Below are 17,208 nucleotides of genomic sequence, written 5' to 3' on the forward strand. Positions count from 1 at the left end.
GAATGGATAAGAAGACTACCATAGATTGGCAGTTCTCATGCGAGTCTGCCAGAAATACGCTCAATCGGCACTATTCGCACGTTAATCCAAATAATATAAAATATAAAAAAACTAATTAAACAAGGTATTTAGCTTAGTTACTTAAGTAATTAAGCTAAATGAGGCTGGATATTTGATGCTCAAACCCCACGCCTTTAGGCTGGGGGCAGAAATTAACAAGGGTAAGTTAAGGGCTTTAGCCCTGACTTTTTTAAGTGTCATAGTTGAAAGTCAGGGCTAAAGCCCCTTTGATATTGCCCTATTTTTAGCCCCAGCCTAAAGGCGTGGGGTTTGAGGAGATTCAGGGTAGTCTTGTTTTATTTTGCGTATATACTTAAGTAATAAAAAGTTAAGGGCTTTAGCCCTGACTTTTTTAAGTGTCATAGTTGAAAGTCAGGGCTAAAGCCCCTTTGATATTGCCCTATTTTTAGCCCCAGCCTAAAGGCGTGGGGTTTGAGGAGATTCAGGGTAGTCTTGTTTTATTTTGCGTATATACTTAAGTAATAAAACAGCATTAAACGAGGCCAAAATCACCATTAAGTATCTGGCAATCAACACAACAAATAACGATTAACTTTACACCCATTGGTATTCAGACTCTTTTACACTCATGATAGCTCTTAGGCGGGTATTGGTAATTTTGGTTTTCTTTTTCTTGCATAAAATTTATGCACCACAAAATAAAGCACCATTGCCGAAAGCACTCCCGTAAGAAAGTCCGTAACAGGTACCATTACAGCGGTGTATACCATCATGGCAAACTCAAACTTTCCTAAAGCTTTTATTTCTCTGATTTCGGCAGGTTTAATCATATTGCTAGCTACCCATACCAAAATCCCGCCAATACATGCCATAGGAATCAATTCCAAATAGGGAGCCAAGTAAAAGGCCATACTAAGCTTCAAAACAGCTTTGAAATAACCCGCCAAAGGAGTCTGCGCCCCCGCTTTGATACTTGTGGCAGTTCTTGCCAACGCACCCGTACAAGGAAAGCCCTGTACCAAAGGGGCGATGATTTGAACCATGCCTTGCCCAAAAAATTCTTTATCAGGATTGAAAGGTGTGCCTTTGTTGCCAGCAAGTTTGTCGGCCATCGATGAGCACAAAATACTCTCTACACCAGACACAAACACTATCGCTCCCACAAAATAAATAATATCTAAAAACACGGCTGAAGTCATGGCAGGTAATGAAGGCGCCGTAAACACAAAGAAATTGTTGGGAATAGAGCCATAAATGTCTTTCACTAAAATAATGCCTTTGTCGGATAGTACCGTAGCAGACAACAAAGTAGCTACTCCCATCGCTATCACTGGCCCAGGAATAAAAATCGAAATCCGCAGCAGGGTTTTGGTCAATGCGAAGGTCAGCACGCCCAAAAAGACCGACCATAGGTTGATTTTGTCGAGATTATTCAATGCAGCGCCAATGTTCTTAAAAATTCCGCCTTTGATATCCTCATCCTGCCCTAGCAAATCTTTAAAACTTTCTATCCCCAAAATATCTTCAAAGTTGGTAAGCGCAATCGCGGTAGCAATACCCACTGTAAAACCTACGATGATTGAATTAGGAACCAATTTGGCGTATTTTCCTAACCCAAAAATCCCGAAGATAACCAAAGTAATTCCGGCCAAAATCGAACAAAAAATAAGGAACCCATGCGCTTGTTCAAAACTTCCACCATTGGTCTGGTATTTTGCAATCAAAGCCGCTACAATCGGAATAAAAGCCGCCGTAGGGCCATATACTTGATATTTAGAACCTCCGAAAGTCCGTCCTATTACACAGGCTAATGCTCCCGCAATGATGCCGTGCTCAGGTCTCATTCCCATGGCCATTGCAAAGCCCATTGCCATCGGAATGGCCGTCATCGCCACAATTAGCCCCGCACTAAAATCTCGATATACAGTTGTTTTCCAATTGTGCCGTTGTAGGTCTTCCCACCTACTGTCAAAAAAAGTAAAGAACAATTTGAGGCGCCCGCTGATAGTAGTAGGCGTTTTTGCGTGGTTCATTGTTGTATTTGGTTACGATTTGATTTTGTCTCAATCCAAAAACAACTCCGCAATACTGTCTTTTTCGGGCTTTTTCTTGTTAGTTTCCCACTCTATTTCGGTGATTTGGAGTGAACTTTGGCGAATAAAAGGCAGTGGGTCAAAGCTATTTTTATGACGTCTAAAAGTATATTTCTTAGGAATAATTGCCTCTTGTATTTGCCGGCTTTCGACCAAATGATTAAATACGCTTCTGCTTTCCCCATGAAATACTTCTATGGTGATACTCGCTATTTTGGAGGAGTATTTGTTTTGGAGAATACTACAGGCTTCCTTAAAATCATTGGTTATTAATTTATCTACCATTTCTTTGGGAGAGTAAAACAACAACTCCGTAATAGAATCTGGCGAATAGGCCGAAAACATTAAAATAATATCCAGTTCATCCGCTTCCACATTCACTATAGCTCGCTTCAACAACATCAAAGATTCAATAGAAAAATCGGTCGGGATGAGTATCGTTTTTTTCATACGTTTCTTAGGAAATCTAGTTGTGTGAATTTTGTTTAAGATTTTTTAAGCAAAATTCTATATACAATTCGACCAACTTTTGAAGCTTTGTCTCTACACTTACAAAGCTACAACAGCCACATTAAAGACACCTAAGACCTGAATTAGAATGTAATTAGAATATAGATGAAGAGATTAAAAAGGGATTAGAATATACCAAAATAAAGTCTCTTCCAATAAAAAGGCATATAAAATCTCAAAAAAAGCCAAGAAAGCTTCAGAAGAGGTTCCCCAAAGATAGGGGCATAGAAGTGAATCAGTTGTGGATAGCTACGATACAATAATCTAAAGGAGTGACGCCATCATCAGGCTTATTGTTAATCCAGATTTGTCCTTGTCCAAATACCGCCACTTGGCCATCCGTAAAAAGATTGGCCCAATAATAAAACGGCAAATCGGCTTTAAATTTTGGATGAAATATCACGTTAAACATCCTCGAAAAACTTTTGGGGTCTACTATTTCCAGTTGTTTTTTACCCACAACCACCGAAATAGGATAACAAACATGATTGGAGAGCCATCTTCTGTCATTCATCAATATCGCCGACTTGACCCGCTTCACAAACCCCTCCACCTCGACTGTTGTACCGTACAAATCACTATAACGACGCTCATAGCTTCCACTACAAATAGTGGCTAGGGTCATTTTGAACTTTACTCTTTTGGTACCAGAAGGGTTGTTCCACTCTCCTTCAAGTCTCTCCAGATCATCGTTAATCACTTTTCCTTTAAAAAAACCCGTCTCTTTTTCGTTGAAAGTTTCGGTTAGTTCGATTTCATCTCCTTTCAGATGTCCTGTGATTTCAATTTTAGTCTGATATCTTTTATAGAGATAATTTCCTTTGATGGCTCCATCATCAAAAAGAAAAAGAGAAATTCTCATTTCTGAGGTACCAATTTTTCCCTCAAAATCGTTCCAGGCGTTTTTTTCGAGAGCAAAAGAATTTGAAAAAGAAGCAAAAAAAAACAAAGACAGCAGGGAGAGTTTCTTCATGTATGAAAAAAGGCACTTTTAAATGAATGAGCACAAAAGTAATTTTTGGTAAGCGCAATTTACACACGAACTAACAGCCCTACAAGAAATTAACGCGCCAAAATATTATTTTTTATTTCAAGCCATTTTCTCATAAAAATCAAAGGAAAAGGAAAAGAAACATACGTAGTATGTCTAAATTCAGGGGAGATATTGCTTGCAATGCAGCTAACAGAAAGAAAACAGACATATCTCTTCAAAAGCGTAAAACCTTAGACTAGGGAGTAGGATACAAGTGCTCAAGCAGGACGATTAAAAATAGCAAAAGCCGCTTCTAATAGAAAGCGGCTTTGATGGCTGAATAACGCAGATGTATATAAAACGCTTAACCCTATTAAATAGTTTGCGTCTTGAAAAATAATATCATAATTTTTCAAAAAGTGAATAAATTTCATAAAATGTAGTTTAAACTACCTAGTGCTGCTCCATCCTTCCATGTGGGAGTCTAAAAAAACAGCGATTATAAAAAACCACTAAAAGTGCTTTCGCCCCATTAGCTAGTCAAGCTTCATTAGAAAATAATGTAATAATTTTTCAAAAAAACGGATTATTATTGCAAAAAGTAGTTTAAACTACACTTATCCCAACCCCTAAGCGATGTTGCAACAAACGATATACGAAGTAAAAGTCACCTATATAGGCGCCCTCAACAACCTCCGAGAGAGAGAACCGTTTATGTGTTATTTTTCAAATTTGAAGAAGACTATCGAAAACATCTCCGCTCAACTTGCCCTCAACGGGTGGCCTCTTAAGCTCAATTATTCGGCCGTATACCGAAGCCTACACGCCAAAGGAAAGTATAGTTGTGATTTTGATGTAGCGGGCAACAAAGTATTCAAAATCACCATTACCCCCCAAATCCTCAATCCTACCTTGAGTACTTTAGGTATTGACGAAATGCCGATTGCGAAGCCCAAATAAAACCCTCCTAAACTCGCCCCCCAAATGCTACTGCCAAGTTTAAGAAACTGCTTGGGGAGTAAGTCCTAATTTTTTACCTTCTTCAACCATAAAAGCAAAGGCAGGCTCATAAAGATTAGGAATAATACCGTCCAAAATAGCCTCACGAACGGCGGTTTTGATGATACCGACTTCGGCGGAGGGTGAAATACCAAATGTTTTCATGATGACTTCACCCGAAATCACGGGCTGGAAATTTCGGATTTGGTCTCTTTCTTCTAAATCATAGAGTTTTTGCTCAACCTTATCAAAATTGGTCAAATGCTTCTTGACTTTGTCAGGATTTTTGGAAGTAATATCGGCCCTACAAAGCGTCATGAGTGCTTCCAAATCATCTCCCGCATCAAAAAGGAGCCGCCGCAATGCTGAGTCTGTGACTTCTTCCTTAGTGAGAGCAATAGGTCTCAAATGCAACCGCACCAGCTTCTGAACAAACTTCATATTTTCGTTCATCGGGAGCTTCATTTGACGAAAAATCCGTGGCGTAAGGCGCGCTCCCAAGTCTTCATGTCCATGAAAAGTCCACCCTACTTTAGGGTCAAAACGCTTGGTGGCGGGCTTGGCTATGTCGTGCATGATGGCTGCCCATCGCAGCCAAAGGTTGTCTGTATTTTTGGAGATATTGTCTAGTACTTGTAAAGTATGGTAAAAATTATCTTTATGCCCTTTACCATCTTGATATTGAGCGCCTAGCAGTTCTACAAACTCCGGAAATATTCTTTTTAAGATACCCGCTTGGTGTAGCAATTTGAATCCATATGAGGGCACTGACGACAATATGATTTTATTGAGTTCGTCATTGATACGTTCTTTTGAAATGATATCAATTCGCTCAGCGGTTTTAATCAGCCCGTCAAAGGTATCGGCATCTATGTCAAAGTTCAACTGAGACGCAAAGCGCACCGCTCGCATCATACGCAGCGGATCGTCAGAGAATGTAATTTCGGGATTGAGTGGGGTTCGGATTATTTTTTTTCGTAAATCTCCCATGCCATTGAAAGGGTCGACCAACTCCCCAAAGGTATTGGAATGCAGGCTTATCCCCATGGCATTGATGGTAAAATCACGGCGATTTTGGTCGTCTTGTAGTGTACCATCTTCCACAATAGGTTTTCGGGATTCGGTACGATACGATTCACGACGCGCCCCTACAAACTCCACCTCTAAATCTTCTACTTTCAACTGAGCCGTCCCAAAATTTTTGAAGACATTGACTTGGACACCAAGCTTGTGTGCCACGCTTTCGGCTAAGGCGATGCCACTGCCTACACTTACTACATCGATATCTTTGGAGGGACGCTTTAGTATCAAATCTCTCACATAACCACCTATCACATAAGCATCTACGCCCAGGTCAGTAGCACATTGAGCAATCACTTCAAATATGGGATGTTTTTCTAAAACTTCGCGAAAATTCATTTTTAACTAACTTTACAATCTACAAAGGTAGCATTTGTCACGCTGTAAGTATTGATAAAACCTACAAAAGCGTCTAAAAAAGGAGGGAATCTTTTTTGGGTCAAACTTTCGATTGTCAATCTTTGTTAGAATACGAGTATAGTTTAGCCTTATTTTTAAAAAACAGATAGGGATATTTGGTTTGTAGCGAACCATTCACCCACAACGATATAGAAAATGGAAGAAATCATCAATCGCGTAGCTAAAAGCGGCCTTATTACTTTAGACTTAGAAGATTATTATCATCAAGGAGAGCGAGTGGTTTATGACCTGAAAGACAATCTCTTCATGGGGATGATTCTGAAAGAGAAGGATTTTAGAGAATTCTTAAAAAATCATGATTGGTCCCAATACACAGGCAAAAATGTGGCAGTGGGCTGTAGTGAAGAGGCCATCATTCCTACTTGGGCCTATATGCTGTTGACCTTACACCTAAGCCCTTATGCCCATACGGTGGTTTTTGGAGACCTAAATGATTTGGAAGAAAAGCTTTTTTTTGATGCCATCACCAGCATCGACCCTGAAGAATATAGAGATGCACGCGTGGTAGTGAAAGGTTGTAGTAAGCATCCCGTTCCGACGGCAGCTTATGTAGAAATCACCCGCAAACTTCAGCCCGTCGTTCAAACTTTAATGTTTGGTGAACCTTGCAGCACGGTTCCACTTTACAAAAGACCCAAAGCATTGGCTCCTACCACTTAAAAGATGCCAATGGGGTTAGCTTTAGAGATAAGTAGAGGTTCCAAGTTTTGAAAACTTGGAACCTCTCACTTTGCTTCCTACCCAAATACATATTGAGAAGCCAACATAGCCTGTGCTAGCTTTATTTCATCAATCTCGAGCTTAGCACCTAGCTGCCGCAACTCCCCTACTACCAATTCAGTAGCCATATTTCCAACAAGCTCATTTTCGGCAAGCGGGCATCCTCCAAATCCTCTTACCGCACAATCCATCCTTTTGACGCCTGCTTTGAAAGCAGCTTTTACTTTTTTGGGCACATGACTTGATTTAGCATGTAAATGAGCCCCAAACTCTACCTCAGGAAAACGTTTGATAAGGTGTCCAAACAATGTTTTGATAGCGTCGGTAGTACTACTTCCTATGGTATCCGAAGGGGCTATAATGTGGATTCCCATTTTTACCAATCGCTCGGCAAACTGCTCCACAATCTCTGGGCTATAAGCTTCACCGTAAGGATTGCCAAAGCCCATTGACAAATAAACCACCAGTTGTTTGTTTGATTTTACACAAACATTCTGAATTTCGCCTACTTCTCCAAAAGCCGCTTCAATGGTTTTATTGGTATTTTTGAGTTGGAAGGTTTCGGAGACCGACAAAGGAAAACCCAAATAACTAATTTCGTCAAAATGAGCCGCTTCTTCTGCCCCTCTGAGATTGGCAATAATCGCGAGCAATTTGGTTTTGGTAGCCGACATATCAAGCTTGCTTACCACCTCAGCAGTATCACGCATTTGAGGAATGGCTTTGGGAGAAACAAAACTCCCAAAATCAAGCGTATCAAACCCTACTTGCAGGAGGTTATTCAAATAGTTGATTTTGACTTCTGTCGGTACAAAATTAGGAAGGCCTTGCATGGCATCCCGTGGGCATTCGATGAGTTTCAAGGAATAGATATATTTAGGAGAATTAGACAATTAACACATTTTTAGCCTCCACTAACGGGCGGAATCAGTACAATTTCATCATTAACGCGTAGCACCGCATCGTCGTTGGCGTATTCGGTATTGATAGCCACTCGAAGAGAAGCTAATTTTTGAAAATCAGGGAATTGTTGAATCAAAACTGCTTTTAAATCAGCCACCGTAGCCGTGTCTGCCAACTCCACTGAATGTTCCAGCTGCCCGATGATTTCTTTGGCAATGCCAAAAGCGATAATTTTTAAGTTCATGCGATACCAAAATGTCTATAGTCGTTACAACAGTTCTTATTTCAAAAACATTCATCGCAATTGTTCTACTACTTTTTTGAGACTTTCAAGATTATGAGCGGGAGCGTGTAAATCCAAATATGGCAAAACCGTCTTTAGGGCTTTCACTTCGGGACGATAGTTGGGTGAGCCCGCCAGCGGATTGAGCCAAATCACCCTTCGAGCTTTCCGACGAATCCGCTCCATATTTTGGGCTAAATCATCACCATTGCCTACATCCATGCCATCACTCACAATCAGGACAATAGTGCGCGAATTAAGTTTTCGCATGGCATATTGAGCTGTAAACTCACTTATAGCAGCTCCTATGTCTGTCCCACCCGACCAGTTTGGAACTTTTTCGGAAAGATTTTCAAGCGCTTGGGTATAATCCATTTCTTTTAAATCTTCCGTAATTCGGCACAAACGTGTACTAAAAACAAAGGTTTCGATAGATTGATATAGGTTTTGGAAAGCATACATAAACTGCACCCAAAAGCGGCTATAAATCTCCATTGATTTGCTTACATCACACAACAACACAAGCCGTATTTTATTGCGGGCGGGCTTGCGGTAAAACAAATCTATGATTTCTTCTCCTTTGCGGAAGTTGTTGCGCAATACCCTTCTCAAATCCAAATGCCCTCCACTCCGCGCCGCCGTATAGCGCCGGCTCATGGTTTTGGCCATGCGTTGCACCAGCAGTCTGATGATTTGCCGCGCTTCGTGTAAGTCTTCGTCGGTGTACGAGCCAAAATCTTTTTGGGAAAGTGATTCACCTATGCTATAAGATGCCAATTCCTCTACCTCTGGTTGTCGATTACCATGTAGCCAGTTTTTCAGTGCTTCAAAAGAGGCTTCGCCATTCTGTTTGTTTTTTTTCTTTTTAGTATTGGTTTCTTGGGCATCGTCTTTGATTTTGGCATCCACGGCTTTGGCTAGTTCTTTCCAATATTTCGCATACAATTCATCAAACTCCCGAAGCTGTTTTCTGTTTTGGGGAAAGATACTACGCAAAGCCAAATAAAATTGAAGTTCATCTCCCATATTGATTTCGGCCAATGCTTTGAGAGCATCGGCTTCTCTATCTGGGCCTATAGCGATTCCCTTTGCCCTTAAAAAACGGCTAAAAGCAACTATATGAGCCGAAAGTTCGGTTTGGCGAGTGATGAGATTTGACACCTATGCGGAGAAGTTTTATTCAGAAGATTCAGTTTTTTAACAAAATATCTATTTTTTCTCATAAACCCACTTAAACATATCCTTGGGCAAATCATCAAAACGCCCTTCTACGAGGGCCGCATTGAGTTGAAAGGTAATTCTATTTTCGGCGTAGTCGAGGTCTTCCCCAAAAAGCTCGCGTTCGAGCGATGAAGTATATTGCTTTTTCACCTGTACCAATTGACAATCCAGCGGCTTTTCCCAACGCTCATTGTCGCCCAGTACCAACTGGATTTTTCGCCAATCGTCGTAGAAATACTCTTGAAGCAAAGGGACGATTTGGTCTCTCATCACTTTACAGAGTTTTTCGAAAGTATCTATTCCCCAAAAGTAGGCATGTCCAATGACATGGTCGCGATCATACAAAAACTCAATACGCTCATTGATGGTTTTCAGTAGCTTACCCAAGTCGGTATTTTCAATGATTACATCGTCAAGAAGTGACTCTTTGGGAGGACGCTCGGCAAAATGAAATCGACGACGTAGTGCCGTATCCAATAAGGCAATGGAGCGGTCGGCGGAGTTCATGGTTCCTACTACGTACAAGTTTGAAGGAACCCCAAAACGCTCTTGCGAGTAAGGGAGTGTGAGCCACAACTCTTGGTCGGCCCCGAGCCGCTTAGAAGGCTCCAACAACGTAATCAACTCTCCGAATACTTTGGCGATATTGCCCCGATTGATTTCATCAATCACAATCAATACAGGTGCCGCTTGCGCCATTTTTTGTTGTCGATTTTCGACCGTATCTCCAATACACCCCTCAAAAGAATGATAATCGGCCTGCCTGATTGCTTCCAAACAAGCCTCAAAAAAAATCCCCTTGCGGACTCGATAGCTAATTTTGTCGCCTAGGGTTTCGGGGCGAATTCCCTCCACAAACTCCTCATAACTAAAGGATTGGTGAAATGTCACAAATTTATAGTTATACCCCTGGCAGAGTTGTTGAAGTTCGTAGGTTTTACCCGTGCCGGGAGGGCCATACAAGATATAGTTGAGCGGAATCGCAGGACGTTCCTGAATTTTTTTATAACTATTTTCTTGTTCTTTGACCTCAGCAGTGGTTTCAACTCTCTCTTGATATTGCTTATCTACCATCCGAAAAATCTCGGCTTTAAAAGCATCCTCTTCTGCTGCCACATACACTGCATGATTGTGTAGTTCACGATGATTGGTCGAAGCGGCCAATTGCTTCAGTTCTTGAAGAGAATCAATCCAATACTGCACGATATTGTCGTTTTGGAGCAGATGTTTGTCAGCGTATCCAATCCATCCCAAACGATAGTCCGAGATTCCTTTTTCTTCAAATTTGATATTTTTTAGGGGCGTTTTGGTCAATGCCTCTTTCTTAAACAACATTGCCACTCTCACATTTTCTTTGCGTCCCGAAATCTGTAAGACGGTATGATTATTGAGATTGATTGTAATCCGAGGGTGTTTATCACTAATAGTAAAGGAGATTTGGGCAGAATTTGGCGGAATATCTAAACTATCAATCATTTCTTTCAAAAGTGCCAAAAAACGTCGCAACACATCGTGCTGATTGATACGACGTACTTGCTTGACCAAAATATCCCTTTCTACTTCTGTATATTGCATTCCTTTTCAAATCTTCTTTTAAAACTACCTTCCCTCCGCAAATTACAAAACTCTCTCAATTTTGTAACGAAACTTCTAGTTACGCTTTAGGCTGTAAGCCATAAGCTTTTTATTAAAAATGCCTAATGTTTAAAGCTTAGTGCATAAGTTTATTACAGCATCCCACTTATCCTGAGTCATTTTGGTATATTAAAACAAACGTTTATCCACCAATTAATCAATTCATATTCCTTCATAAAATATAGTATATACTTTCTCAAAATTAGTATATATTATTTTTTACCCTGAAAACAGAATTAATCGACTGATAATCTGAAATTTACAGTTGACAGACAACGATTGACTATTAACGGACTGTCACTTATAATCCTTAAATCTCGAAATAAATGACAAACACAATCCGTTAGGTAAGCGAACATTTGTTCTATGTACAATTAGTTACTATCCCGCTGGTTCTTCTAACCGGCGGGATTTTCTGTTATAAAAAGCACCAAAAGCTATTCCTTAAAATCTTCTGGCAAATTTTGGATGATTCTGGCTGCTACTTGCTGAGGCGCAAGAGCAGAAGGCTCTAATGTGAGCGTAAAAATGTGAGTGCCTGGTGCCCGCCAAAGTCGTTCAATCATCATTTCCAAATGAATCGATTCTCCCTCGGTCACGATGATAGCATACTCGGTCTGCAAAGCCGCTAGCCAAAGCTCACGCCAAGCGTTTGTTTCTATCTCGTCGGCATTTCGCTTTTGTTTTTTTCGAAACTCCTCAATGTCTAATAGCTCATATTGGGGCAGCAGTTCGTTTAGGTTCTGAACAATCAAGGCTTTATCTACCAAAGGCGGCGCTATAAGGTTTAGAATATGTCGCATCATCAACAGTGTCTGGCTCAATAAGTTTATATCTTATGAGTAATCATATTGAGTGGTTTACTTTTTTCCAAAAGCATATTTGTGTAATGACCTCCCGTATTTTGCTTATTTTATTGTTTCCTGGTTTTGTATATGCTCAAGTTTTTACCAAAGACCGTTTTATTTCAAACAATCACAACTTACTTTGGTCAGAGACAGTGGAGATAAAAGACATGGACACACCCATCATTGTTGAAACCCTCCTTGACGTATTAAGAGCCAAACAATACGTACAATTAGATAATTTTCAGGCACAAGGTGTACTAACAGGCAAACTCATTTCGCCCCCCAATACAACCATTCTAAAGGCCACATTTCGAATAGATGTACTGTATGAGAGCTACATTGTGACAGTAAGCGACATCATCGAAAAAATACAACATCGACAAATCCCTCTCTCTGATACACTGCTCCAAAAAGACGGTAGTTTTGTCCCCCTATTTCCAGCGCGGATTCAGGCACTAGACGAAAGGTTTATCAGCATCTTCAGTATCACTCACTAAAGCTTTCCTCGGTCTTTGTCTGCTTTATAAGTTTTGAGTAAGTACTGTGACAAATACGATTTTTCGGAAGTAAGCGTACTCCTAAACCCTTCCGATATTTCACGATTTCGGAGTTTTAGGTCTGGATAAAAAAATGGAGAACACATCAGGACTTCATAACAATTTTGATTCATAGGAGCACCTACTGGCGTAAAAATCGTCAATCCGCTACTCGTACGATTTGGTTTGAAAACTTGCTCATAAGAACCTACACTTTTGTAAGTTAAGGGTTTAGGGATAAGCAAATACTGGTGGATAGGAAACTCATTTTTAATCAAATGAAAACCTATAAAATACCCACTAGCTGCTACCATAACACTCACTACAACGCCTACTTTCAACCTGTTAAGGCTTACCCGATTTTGGAATTCGGGCAAAAATATCGCCCAAGGAGCCAAAGCTGAAAACCAGATAAACGGATATCCAAATCGAAAATCTGGTGCCGACAAAAACCAAAACACAAATCCCCCAAAAGCTACTATATATGGCCCTAACAGTGGCAAAACACGCTTTCTTCTGTCTGTATCGAACCAATGACTTGCTACAATTAAAGGTGAAATGACGGCCAAAACCCAAATGGGTTTGTTGAAGAAATAGCCTTGGCGCTCCCACCATACAGGAAACCATTCGGTGAAAGGCTGCTTCAAAAGATCTGTATTCATGAAAGACTCATGCACCCGAAACTTCGCCCAAAACGCTACATAGTCGCGCTCATGAATGACTCGTTCTAAAGGTACTTTCCAATCCACACTAAACCAATCAATCCCAGGAAAAGGATATAACAAATAACCCGACAAAATGATGTTACGAATCACCCAAGGAACCATGAGCAATAGCCCAATACCTATTACCAAACTTATCTTTGAGAGTGTGAGCTGAGCACGAATAGGCCACGCAATAAACATCAATCCCAATAGTAGCGGAATATTGGCTAGTTTGATAGTAATCGATACAAAAACAAGCAGTACGATAAGCACTGTTTGGAAGGAAAAAGTAGGTTTGTTTTCTATCCACAGAAAAAATATCACCAATGGTAATAACGTAGCGGCAATATCGGGTGTAGGAGAAAAAACAAAACGTAATAAATAAAAAAATATAACTACTAAACATCCTGCTGCCAATACTGAGATAGTGGGGTGAGCAGATTTGATCCGTTTGAGCAGTATCAAGCTTACTAACACAAACAGGAAACCATTGATTGGAAACAAAGTTTGCCCCAGCAGTGCGGTCATTCCTAACGCCGATGAGACAACAAAAAAACTTGAGTTAAATGCCAATCTTCCATGAAGGTTGCCAAGTCCAGGCACTACACTATACTCCTCACTCCATCGAATAGACGGCAAATGATAAATACTACTGTCGGTATGGTCGGGGCTGAGAGTAGAATAGCAAAATACAATCAAAGCCATTCCAATCCATAGCAGCATAGTCGTGTTATCGGCGGTCGAAGCTCTCCTATAATAATGCCTCAATTCTTTTGCATACCTCAATGCAATGGCTCCCGCTCCTATAAGCCATACTGCGCCCATATAATAGTTGACAGGAACAAACAAGGATAAAAGTTGAGTCAAAATCACAAACAACCCCAAACCAGCCATTACCAATTCACTGCCCTCTATAGACTTTGAAGGTTCAATAATAGCATAAGAGCACAGCCGTTGATAAAAGAAAAAGCCATAGTAAAAGCAAGTAAGCCCAAGCAAAAGCCAGAGGAAAATAAGCAACATAACGTAATTATTCTGTGAGTAGGGTATAATTATTCTGAGAAAAATGGGGATTTACGGACAAACAAACAGGCTAATTCACTATTTTATTAGACATATTTATAGCAAGATAAATCCATATCTTTCATTCAAAAATACGCAATAACTATCAGACTATAAACAATTTAACACTATACAATCATTTTTTTACAAGTAAATACCTTGCGAATTTTCACACAAAATAGCACCTACATTGTAATTTTATAAAACATAGTTAAACGCCATACTCCCACCCACACACATACCAAAACAATATTTGATATATTTCTCTTAGTACTGCAATACATACCATTTAATTTTATATATTTACATTAGTAAAATATGTAGCTGTATTTCTTGATTGTAGATTATCGACTTAGATAGTTCTCTCCCTCGGCCTTTTCTCGACACCGCCAAGGACTTCCCGCACAAGCCTTAGCGCTCTTTTATTAAGTCAACAAATTACTCTTTGGCCATGAGACCACAAGCTTGTGGCCATACTCTCCCAATACGATATGAAACTATACATCAAGTACATGGTGAGTTTGCGATGCAAAATGGTAGTAAAACAAGAATTTCAAAAATTAGGAATAAACGACCTGACGATTGAGTTGGGCATGGTTGAAACCGTAGCCGATGTGACTGAAAGTCAGCAGGAACAACTCAAAATCAATTTGCTGAAATCAGGATTAGAATTGCTAGATGACAAAAAAAAGATTCTTATTGAAAAGATAAAGAATGTAATCATTGAGATGATTCATTATTCAGAAGATCTACCCAAAACCAACTATTCCGATTACATCAGTGAGAAACTTGATTATGATTATACTTATTTGTCAAATATTTTTTCGGAAGTAAAAGGTATCACAATACAACAGTTTATCATCATCCACAAAATCGAAAGAGTAAAAGAGCTACTGCTATATGATGAATTTAATCTTACCGAAATTGCCTATAAAATGCACTATAGTAGCGTGGCTCATTTATCTAATCAATTCAAAAAAATAACAGGCCTTTCCCCTTCTTTTTACAAACAACTCAAACAAAAACGAAAAGATAATTTAGAAAATATGTAACATCTATAAGATTACCTCATAAATATGTAACATTTATCTAAATAACCATAGTTATCTTTGCAAAGATAAAACACATCCATAAAAAATAAAAATCACTCTACTTATTCATAAAAATGATTCATTAAAAATCCTATACAGACTTTTTAATAAAATTATCAACAAAAAAACAGGTTCAGCAGATCGACTGAGACGTTTTAGTTATTATGGAAATTATAATATTTGTCTAAATAGATTCCAAATGCAGAACTATTCAACATTACTTGACGCAATTCAAGGGCTCGAAGCAGAAGGTTATACAGAAGATTTCAACTTAAATCAATACTTCGTCAAAAACCCAAAAACATCTCAAAAATTCAACCAACAATCCTTTAAGATTGATAAACATTTTCGTTTTGATGAAGACTCTGACCCTTCAAATCAAAGTATCATATACGCTATCTCTTCTAAAAGATACCATTTAAAGGGGATTTTGATAAATGCTCATGGTATATATGCCGAATCTAGCACCAATTTATGGCTTGAGAAACTTCATACAAATTAATTATGGACCTCTTACAACACTGCGCCATAGAAACTTTGAGAGTAGAGACCAATGCTAAATTAAAATTAGCAAATAAATACTTTTCCGAAGCAAACGTGTGCTATCTATCAAGGGATCATTCACAACCTGCTCATTGTATTTTAAAAACACAAAAACATCAATGCATTGCTCTTAAGGCTAGAAACTACTTTATTCAATCTTAGCCTGTGATATATGTAAGTTTTTACAAAAAATCTGTAACATTTTAACGTTAAACACTTACTACTTTTGTTGGATAGATTAAAAAAACACTTTAAATCAAAAAAACATGTCTTTGTCCAAAAACAGAACCGTAAATACAACCGTGGAGAATTTTAAAATTACTGGAAATTGGGATACTATGGCCAAACAATTAAAAGAAAAGTTTGCGCAACTAACTGATGATGATTTAAAATTTGAGGCAGGGAAAGAAAATGAGTTATTGAATAGAGTAGAGAATCGACTAAACAAAAAACGAGTGGAGGTGATTAATATCATTAAAAAAGGGCAACTATAGGAAGTTTAAGTCGCATTGGGTAAGTAGTACATCATACAACTATATAGGCAAAAAATACAAGTAAATAACTTTATTTTTTGCCTATTTAAATCTATTCATCTATTGGAACATTCAGAATTCGAAAAATCTAAGATTTTCATCATTGTTGAACTCATTGAATATGTCCCAAATTCAGTAGTAATTAAGACTATTTTAAAAAAAACAACAGGAAATATAAGTGTGGCCTCATTCGATACCGGTGAAGTCATGACTGAGAAAATCTCTCCTTTCGATACTTTTATTCAAGTTATTGAGGGGACTGCCGAGGTTGTAATTGATGATAAGTCCAATCTACTAGAGACGGGACAATCCATCATCATTCCGTCTCACTCCCGGAACATTATTAAAGCTAATGTCAGATTTAAAATGTTGTCTACTATCATCAAAAGTGGATATGATTAAGCAGTTTTTCTATTTATTTTTCTCATAATAAAATAAATCAACTATATAAAGTCTCATAGAGCCTAGGTAAGGACGCCTATCATACTTATTTTCGGTGCTTTCAGGCATTCTACTTCTCTTTGTAAAGGTCATAGAAGCAAATCAATTATCTCTAAACCATAAAAAAATCCCCTTTGATAATTTAAACAAAAACTTTTATAAGAATAAGATCTAAAAAACATAAATTTTCAAAAAAATCAAGTTCAAAAACCGTCGACACTTTCTTAATTTTTGACAGAAAACTCCAAGCGTATAACATGGGTTTTGTCTATTCATTTGAATACCCCATTTTAGAAGCTATTTAAAATAGAACCACAAACAACCAACAACCTTTCCTTTCATAAACCAATAAAGTTATTTTTAAAAACCTCCCTTATTCATGGAAAATCAATATCAAGTAGGCGACATTGTATGCTCTAAAATAGCGCCAACGGTACCCTTAATCATCATGAGTCATCTTTCCAGAATTTATTATTGCCAAATTAAAGAAAATCCTACACATACAGAACTTGCGTATTTTGAAAGAGAACTAATGCCATTTGTTGCGACAGCATCTCCTGAATAGTTGTTTTTAGTACAAATCCCATTCTAC

At 38.7% G+C, this 17,208-nt stretch carries 19 protein-coding genes; 8 read left to right on the forward strand and 11 right to left on the reverse strand.

Annotated features, from left to right (window positions below; genetic code table 11):
• Nucleotides 1–659: 659 nt before the first annotated feature.
• From P1X15_RS27985 to P1X15_RS28000, 4 genes are all read right to left on the reverse strand, one after another.
• A complete protein-coding gene (locus tag P1X15_RS27985) occupies nucleotides 660–2,054 on the reverse strand; it encodes a SulP family inorganic anion transporter (RefSeq protein ID WP_277341434.1) in 1,395 nt (464 codons plus the stop codon).
• A gap of 30 nt (nucleotides 2,055–2,084) precedes the next feature.
• Complete coding sequence (locus P1X15_RS27990; RefSeq protein WP_277341435.1) at nucleotides 2,085–2,564, reverse strand: hypothetical protein; 480 nt, start codon at nucleotides 2,562–2,564, stop codon at nucleotides 2,085–2,087.
• A 295-nt stretch (nucleotides 2,565–2,859) separates the two neighbouring features.
• A complete protein-coding gene (locus P1X15_RS27995) occupies nucleotides 2,860–3,597 on the reverse strand; it encodes a hypothetical protein (protein ID WP_277341436.1) in 738 nt (245 codons plus the stop codon).
• Nucleotides 3,598–3,875: 278 nt separating this feature from the next.
• Nucleotides 3,876–4,031 carry a hypothetical protein gene (locus P1X15_RS28000; RefSeq protein WP_277341437.1) on the reverse strand — a complete coding sequence of 52 codons (156 nt, stop codon included), beginning with the start codon at nucleotides 4,029–4,031 and terminating at the stop codon, nucleotides 3,876–3,878.
• Between the two features lie 202 nt (nucleotides 4,032–4,233).
• Here P1X15_RS28000 and P1X15_RS28005 point away from each other — a divergent pair, with 202 nt between their 5' ends.
• Entirely contained in the window at nucleotides 4,234–4,557 is a 324-nt protein-coding gene (locus P1X15_RS28005; RefSeq protein ID WP_277341438.1) for a hypothetical protein, read from the forward strand.
• Between the two features lie 39 nt (nucleotides 4,558–4,596).
• On the opposite strand, the gene P1X15_RS28010 is transcribed toward P1X15_RS28005, so the two are convergent.
• Nucleotides 4,597–6,015 (reverse strand): CCA tRNA nucleotidyltransferase, encoded by a 1,419-nt coding sequence (locus tag P1X15_RS28010; protein WP_277341439.1) that lies wholly within the window; start codon nucleotides 6,013–6,015, stop codon nucleotides 4,597–4,599.
• Nucleotides 6,016–6,231: 216 nt separating this feature from the next.
• On the opposite strand from P1X15_RS28010, the gene P1X15_RS28015 reads away from it, so the two are divergent.
• Nucleotides 6,232–6,756, forward strand: a complete 525-nt coding sequence (locus tag P1X15_RS28015; protein ID WP_277341440.1) for a DUF2480 family protein — start codon at nucleotides 6,232–6,234, stop codon at nucleotides 6,754–6,756.
• Between the two features lie 77 nt (nucleotides 6,757–6,833).
• Here P1X15_RS28015 and P1X15_RS28020 read toward each other — a convergent pair whose 3' ends face one another.
• The 5 genes from P1X15_RS28020 to P1X15_RS28040 all read right to left on the reverse strand — a co-directional run bounded on the left by P1X15_RS28020 (nucleotide 6,834) and on the right by P1X15_RS28040 (nucleotide 11,664).
• A complete protein-coding gene (locus P1X15_RS28020; protein ID WP_277341441.1) occupies nucleotides 6,834–7,679 on the reverse strand; it encodes a hydroxymethylglutaryl-CoA lyase in 846 nt (281 codons plus the stop codon).
• A 41-nt stretch (nucleotides 7,680–7,720) separates the two neighbouring features.
• Nucleotides 7,721–7,963, reverse strand: a complete 243-nt coding sequence (locus tag P1X15_RS28025) for a MoaD/ThiS family protein (RefSeq protein ID WP_277341442.1) — start codon at nucleotides 7,961–7,963, stop codon at nucleotides 7,721–7,723.
• A gap of 51 nt (nucleotides 7,964–8,014) precedes the next feature.
• On the reverse strand, nucleotides 8,015–9,163 hold the full coding sequence (locus P1X15_RS28030; RefSeq protein WP_277341443.1) for a VWA domain-containing protein: 1,149 nt from the start codon (nucleotides 9,161–9,163) through the stop codon (nucleotides 8,015–8,017).
• 48 nt (nucleotides 9,164–9,211) lie between these two features.
• The gene (locus P1X15_RS28035) at nucleotides 9,212–10,798 is read right to left on the reverse strand and encodes an McrB family protein (RefSeq protein ID WP_277341444.1); all 1,587 of its coding nucleotides are present in this window, start codon (nucleotides 10,796–10,798) and stop codon (nucleotides 9,212–9,214) included.
• A gap of 497 nt (nucleotides 10,799–11,295) precedes the next feature.
• Nucleotides 11,296–11,664, reverse strand: coding sequence for a hypothetical protein (locus P1X15_RS28040; RefSeq protein ID WP_277341445.1), 369 nt, complete (start codon nucleotides 11,662–11,664; stop codon nucleotides 11,296–11,298).
• A gap of 83 nt (nucleotides 11,665–11,747) precedes the next feature.
• Between P1X15_RS28040 and P1X15_RS28045 the strand changes: the two genes are divergently transcribed.
• Nucleotides 11,748–12,203, forward strand: a complete 456-nt coding sequence (locus P1X15_RS28045; RefSeq protein ID WP_277341446.1) for a hypothetical protein — start codon at nucleotides 11,748–11,750, stop codon at nucleotides 12,201–12,203.
• On the opposite strand, the gene P1X15_RS28050 is transcribed toward P1X15_RS28045, so the two are convergent.
• Nucleotides 12,200–13,969 carry an LIC_10190 family membrane protein gene (locus P1X15_RS28050; protein ID WP_277341447.1) on the reverse strand — a complete coding sequence of 590 codons (1,770 nt, stop codon included), beginning with the start codon at nucleotides 13,967–13,969 and terminating at the stop codon, nucleotides 12,200–12,202. The genes P1X15_RS28045 and P1X15_RS28050 overlap by 4 nt on opposite strands.
• A 530-nt stretch (nucleotides 13,970–14,499) precedes the next feature.
• On the opposite strand from P1X15_RS28050, the gene P1X15_RS28055 reads away from it, so the two are divergent.
• The 5 genes from P1X15_RS28055 (at nucleotide 14,500) to P1X15_RS28075 (ending at nucleotide 17,181) form a co-directional block, all read left to right on the forward strand.
• Nucleotides 14,500–15,060 (forward strand): AraC family transcriptional regulator, encoded by a 561-nt coding sequence (locus P1X15_RS28055; protein WP_277341448.1) that lies wholly within the window; start codon nucleotides 14,500–14,502, stop codon nucleotides 15,058–15,060.
• 238 nt (nucleotides 15,061–15,298) lie between these two features.
• The gene (locus P1X15_RS28060; protein ID WP_277341449.1) at nucleotides 15,299–15,601 is read left to right on the forward strand and encodes a phosphoribosylpyrophosphate synthetase; all 303 of its coding nucleotides are present in this window, start codon (nucleotides 15,299–15,301) and stop codon (nucleotides 15,599–15,601) included.
• 307 nt (nucleotides 15,602–15,908) lie between these two features.
• Nucleotides 15,909–16,136, forward strand: coding sequence for a general stress protein CsbD (locus P1X15_RS28065; RefSeq protein ID WP_277341450.1), 228 nt, complete (start codon nucleotides 15,909–15,911; stop codon nucleotides 16,134–16,136).
• Nucleotides 16,137–16,238: 102 nt separating this feature from the next.
• Nucleotides 16,239–16,577: a cupin domain-containing protein gene (locus P1X15_RS28070; RefSeq protein ID WP_277341451.1), complete on the forward strand. Its 339-nt coding sequence runs from the start codon at nucleotides 16,239–16,241 to the stop codon at nucleotides 16,575–16,577.
• A 418-nt stretch (nucleotides 16,578–16,995) separates the two neighbouring features.
• Nucleotides 16,996–17,181, forward strand: coding sequence for a hypothetical protein (locus tag P1X15_RS28075; RefSeq protein WP_277341452.1), 186 nt, complete (start codon nucleotides 16,996–16,998; stop codon nucleotides 17,179–17,181).
• Nucleotides 17,182–17,208 lie beyond the last annotated feature (27 nt).

The organism is Runella sp. MFBS21, from assembly GCF_029433105.1.
Taxonomy (GTDB): domain Bacteria; phylum Bacteroidota; class Bacteroidia; order Cytophagales; family Spirosomataceae; genus Runella.

Excerpts from the sequence above, each read along its gene's own strand:
- P1X15_RS28045 (WP_277341446.1), top strand. The coding sequence starts at position 11,748 with ATGACCTCCCGTATTTTGCTTATTTTATTGTTTCCTGGTTTTGTATAT.
- P1X15_RS28025 (WP_277341442.1), bottom strand. The coding sequence starts at position 7,963 with ATGAACTTAAAAATTATCGCTTTTGGCATTGCCAAAGAAATCATCGGG.
- P1X15_RS28060 (WP_277341449.1), top strand. The coding sequence starts at position 15,299 with ATGCAGAACTATTCAACATTACTTGACGCAATTCAAGGGCTCGAAGCA.
- P1X15_RS28015 (WP_277341440.1), top strand. The coding sequence starts at position 6,232 with ATGGAAGAAATCATCAATCGCGTAGCTAAAAGCGGCCTTATTACTTTA.
- P1X15_RS28065 (WP_277341450.1), top strand. The coding sequence starts at position 15,909 with ATGTCTTTGTCCAAAAACAGAACCGTAAATACAACCGTGGAGAATTTT.
- P1X15_RS28075 (WP_277341452.1), top strand. The coding sequence starts at position 16,996 with ATGGAAAATCAATATCAAGTAGGCGACATTGTATGCTCTAAAATAGCG.
- P1X15_RS28040 (WP_277341445.1), bottom strand. The coding sequence starts at position 11,664 with ATGATGCGACATATTCTAAACCTTATAGCGCCGCCTTTGGTAGATAAA.
- P1X15_RS27995 (WP_277341436.1), bottom strand. The coding sequence starts at position 3,597 with ATGAAGAAACTCTCCCTGCTGTCTTTGTTTTTTTTTGCTTCTTTTTCA.
- P1X15_RS28005 (WP_277341438.1), top strand. The coding sequence starts at position 4,234 with ATGTTGCAACAAACGATATACGAAGTAAAAGTCACCTATATAGGCGCC.
- P1X15_RS27985 (WP_277341434.1), bottom strand. The coding sequence starts at position 2,054 with ATGAACCACGCAAAAACGCCTACTACTATCAGCGGGCGCCTCAAATTG.
- P1X15_RS28055 (WP_277341448.1), top strand. The coding sequence starts at position 14,500 with ATGAAACTATACATCAAGTACATGGTGAGTTTGCGATGCAAAATGGTA.
- P1X15_RS27990 (WP_277341435.1), bottom strand. The coding sequence starts at position 2,564 with ATGAAAAAAACGATACTCATCCCGACCGATTTTTCTATTGAATCTTTG.
- P1X15_RS28050 (WP_277341447.1), bottom strand. The coding sequence starts at position 13,969 with ATGTTGCTTATTTTCCTCTGGCTTTTGCTTGGGCTTACTTGCTTTTAC.
- P1X15_RS28010 (WP_277341439.1), bottom strand. The coding sequence starts at position 6,015 with ATGAATTTTCGCGAAGTTTTAGAAAAACATCCCATATTTGAAGTGATT.
- P1X15_RS28000 (WP_277341437.1), bottom strand. The coding sequence starts at position 4,031 with ATGAAATTTATTCACTTTTTGAAAAATTATGATATTATTTTTCAAGAC.
- P1X15_RS28035 (WP_277341444.1), bottom strand. The coding sequence starts at position 10,798 with ATGCAATATACAGAAGTAGAAAGGGATATTTTGGTCAAGCAAGTACGT.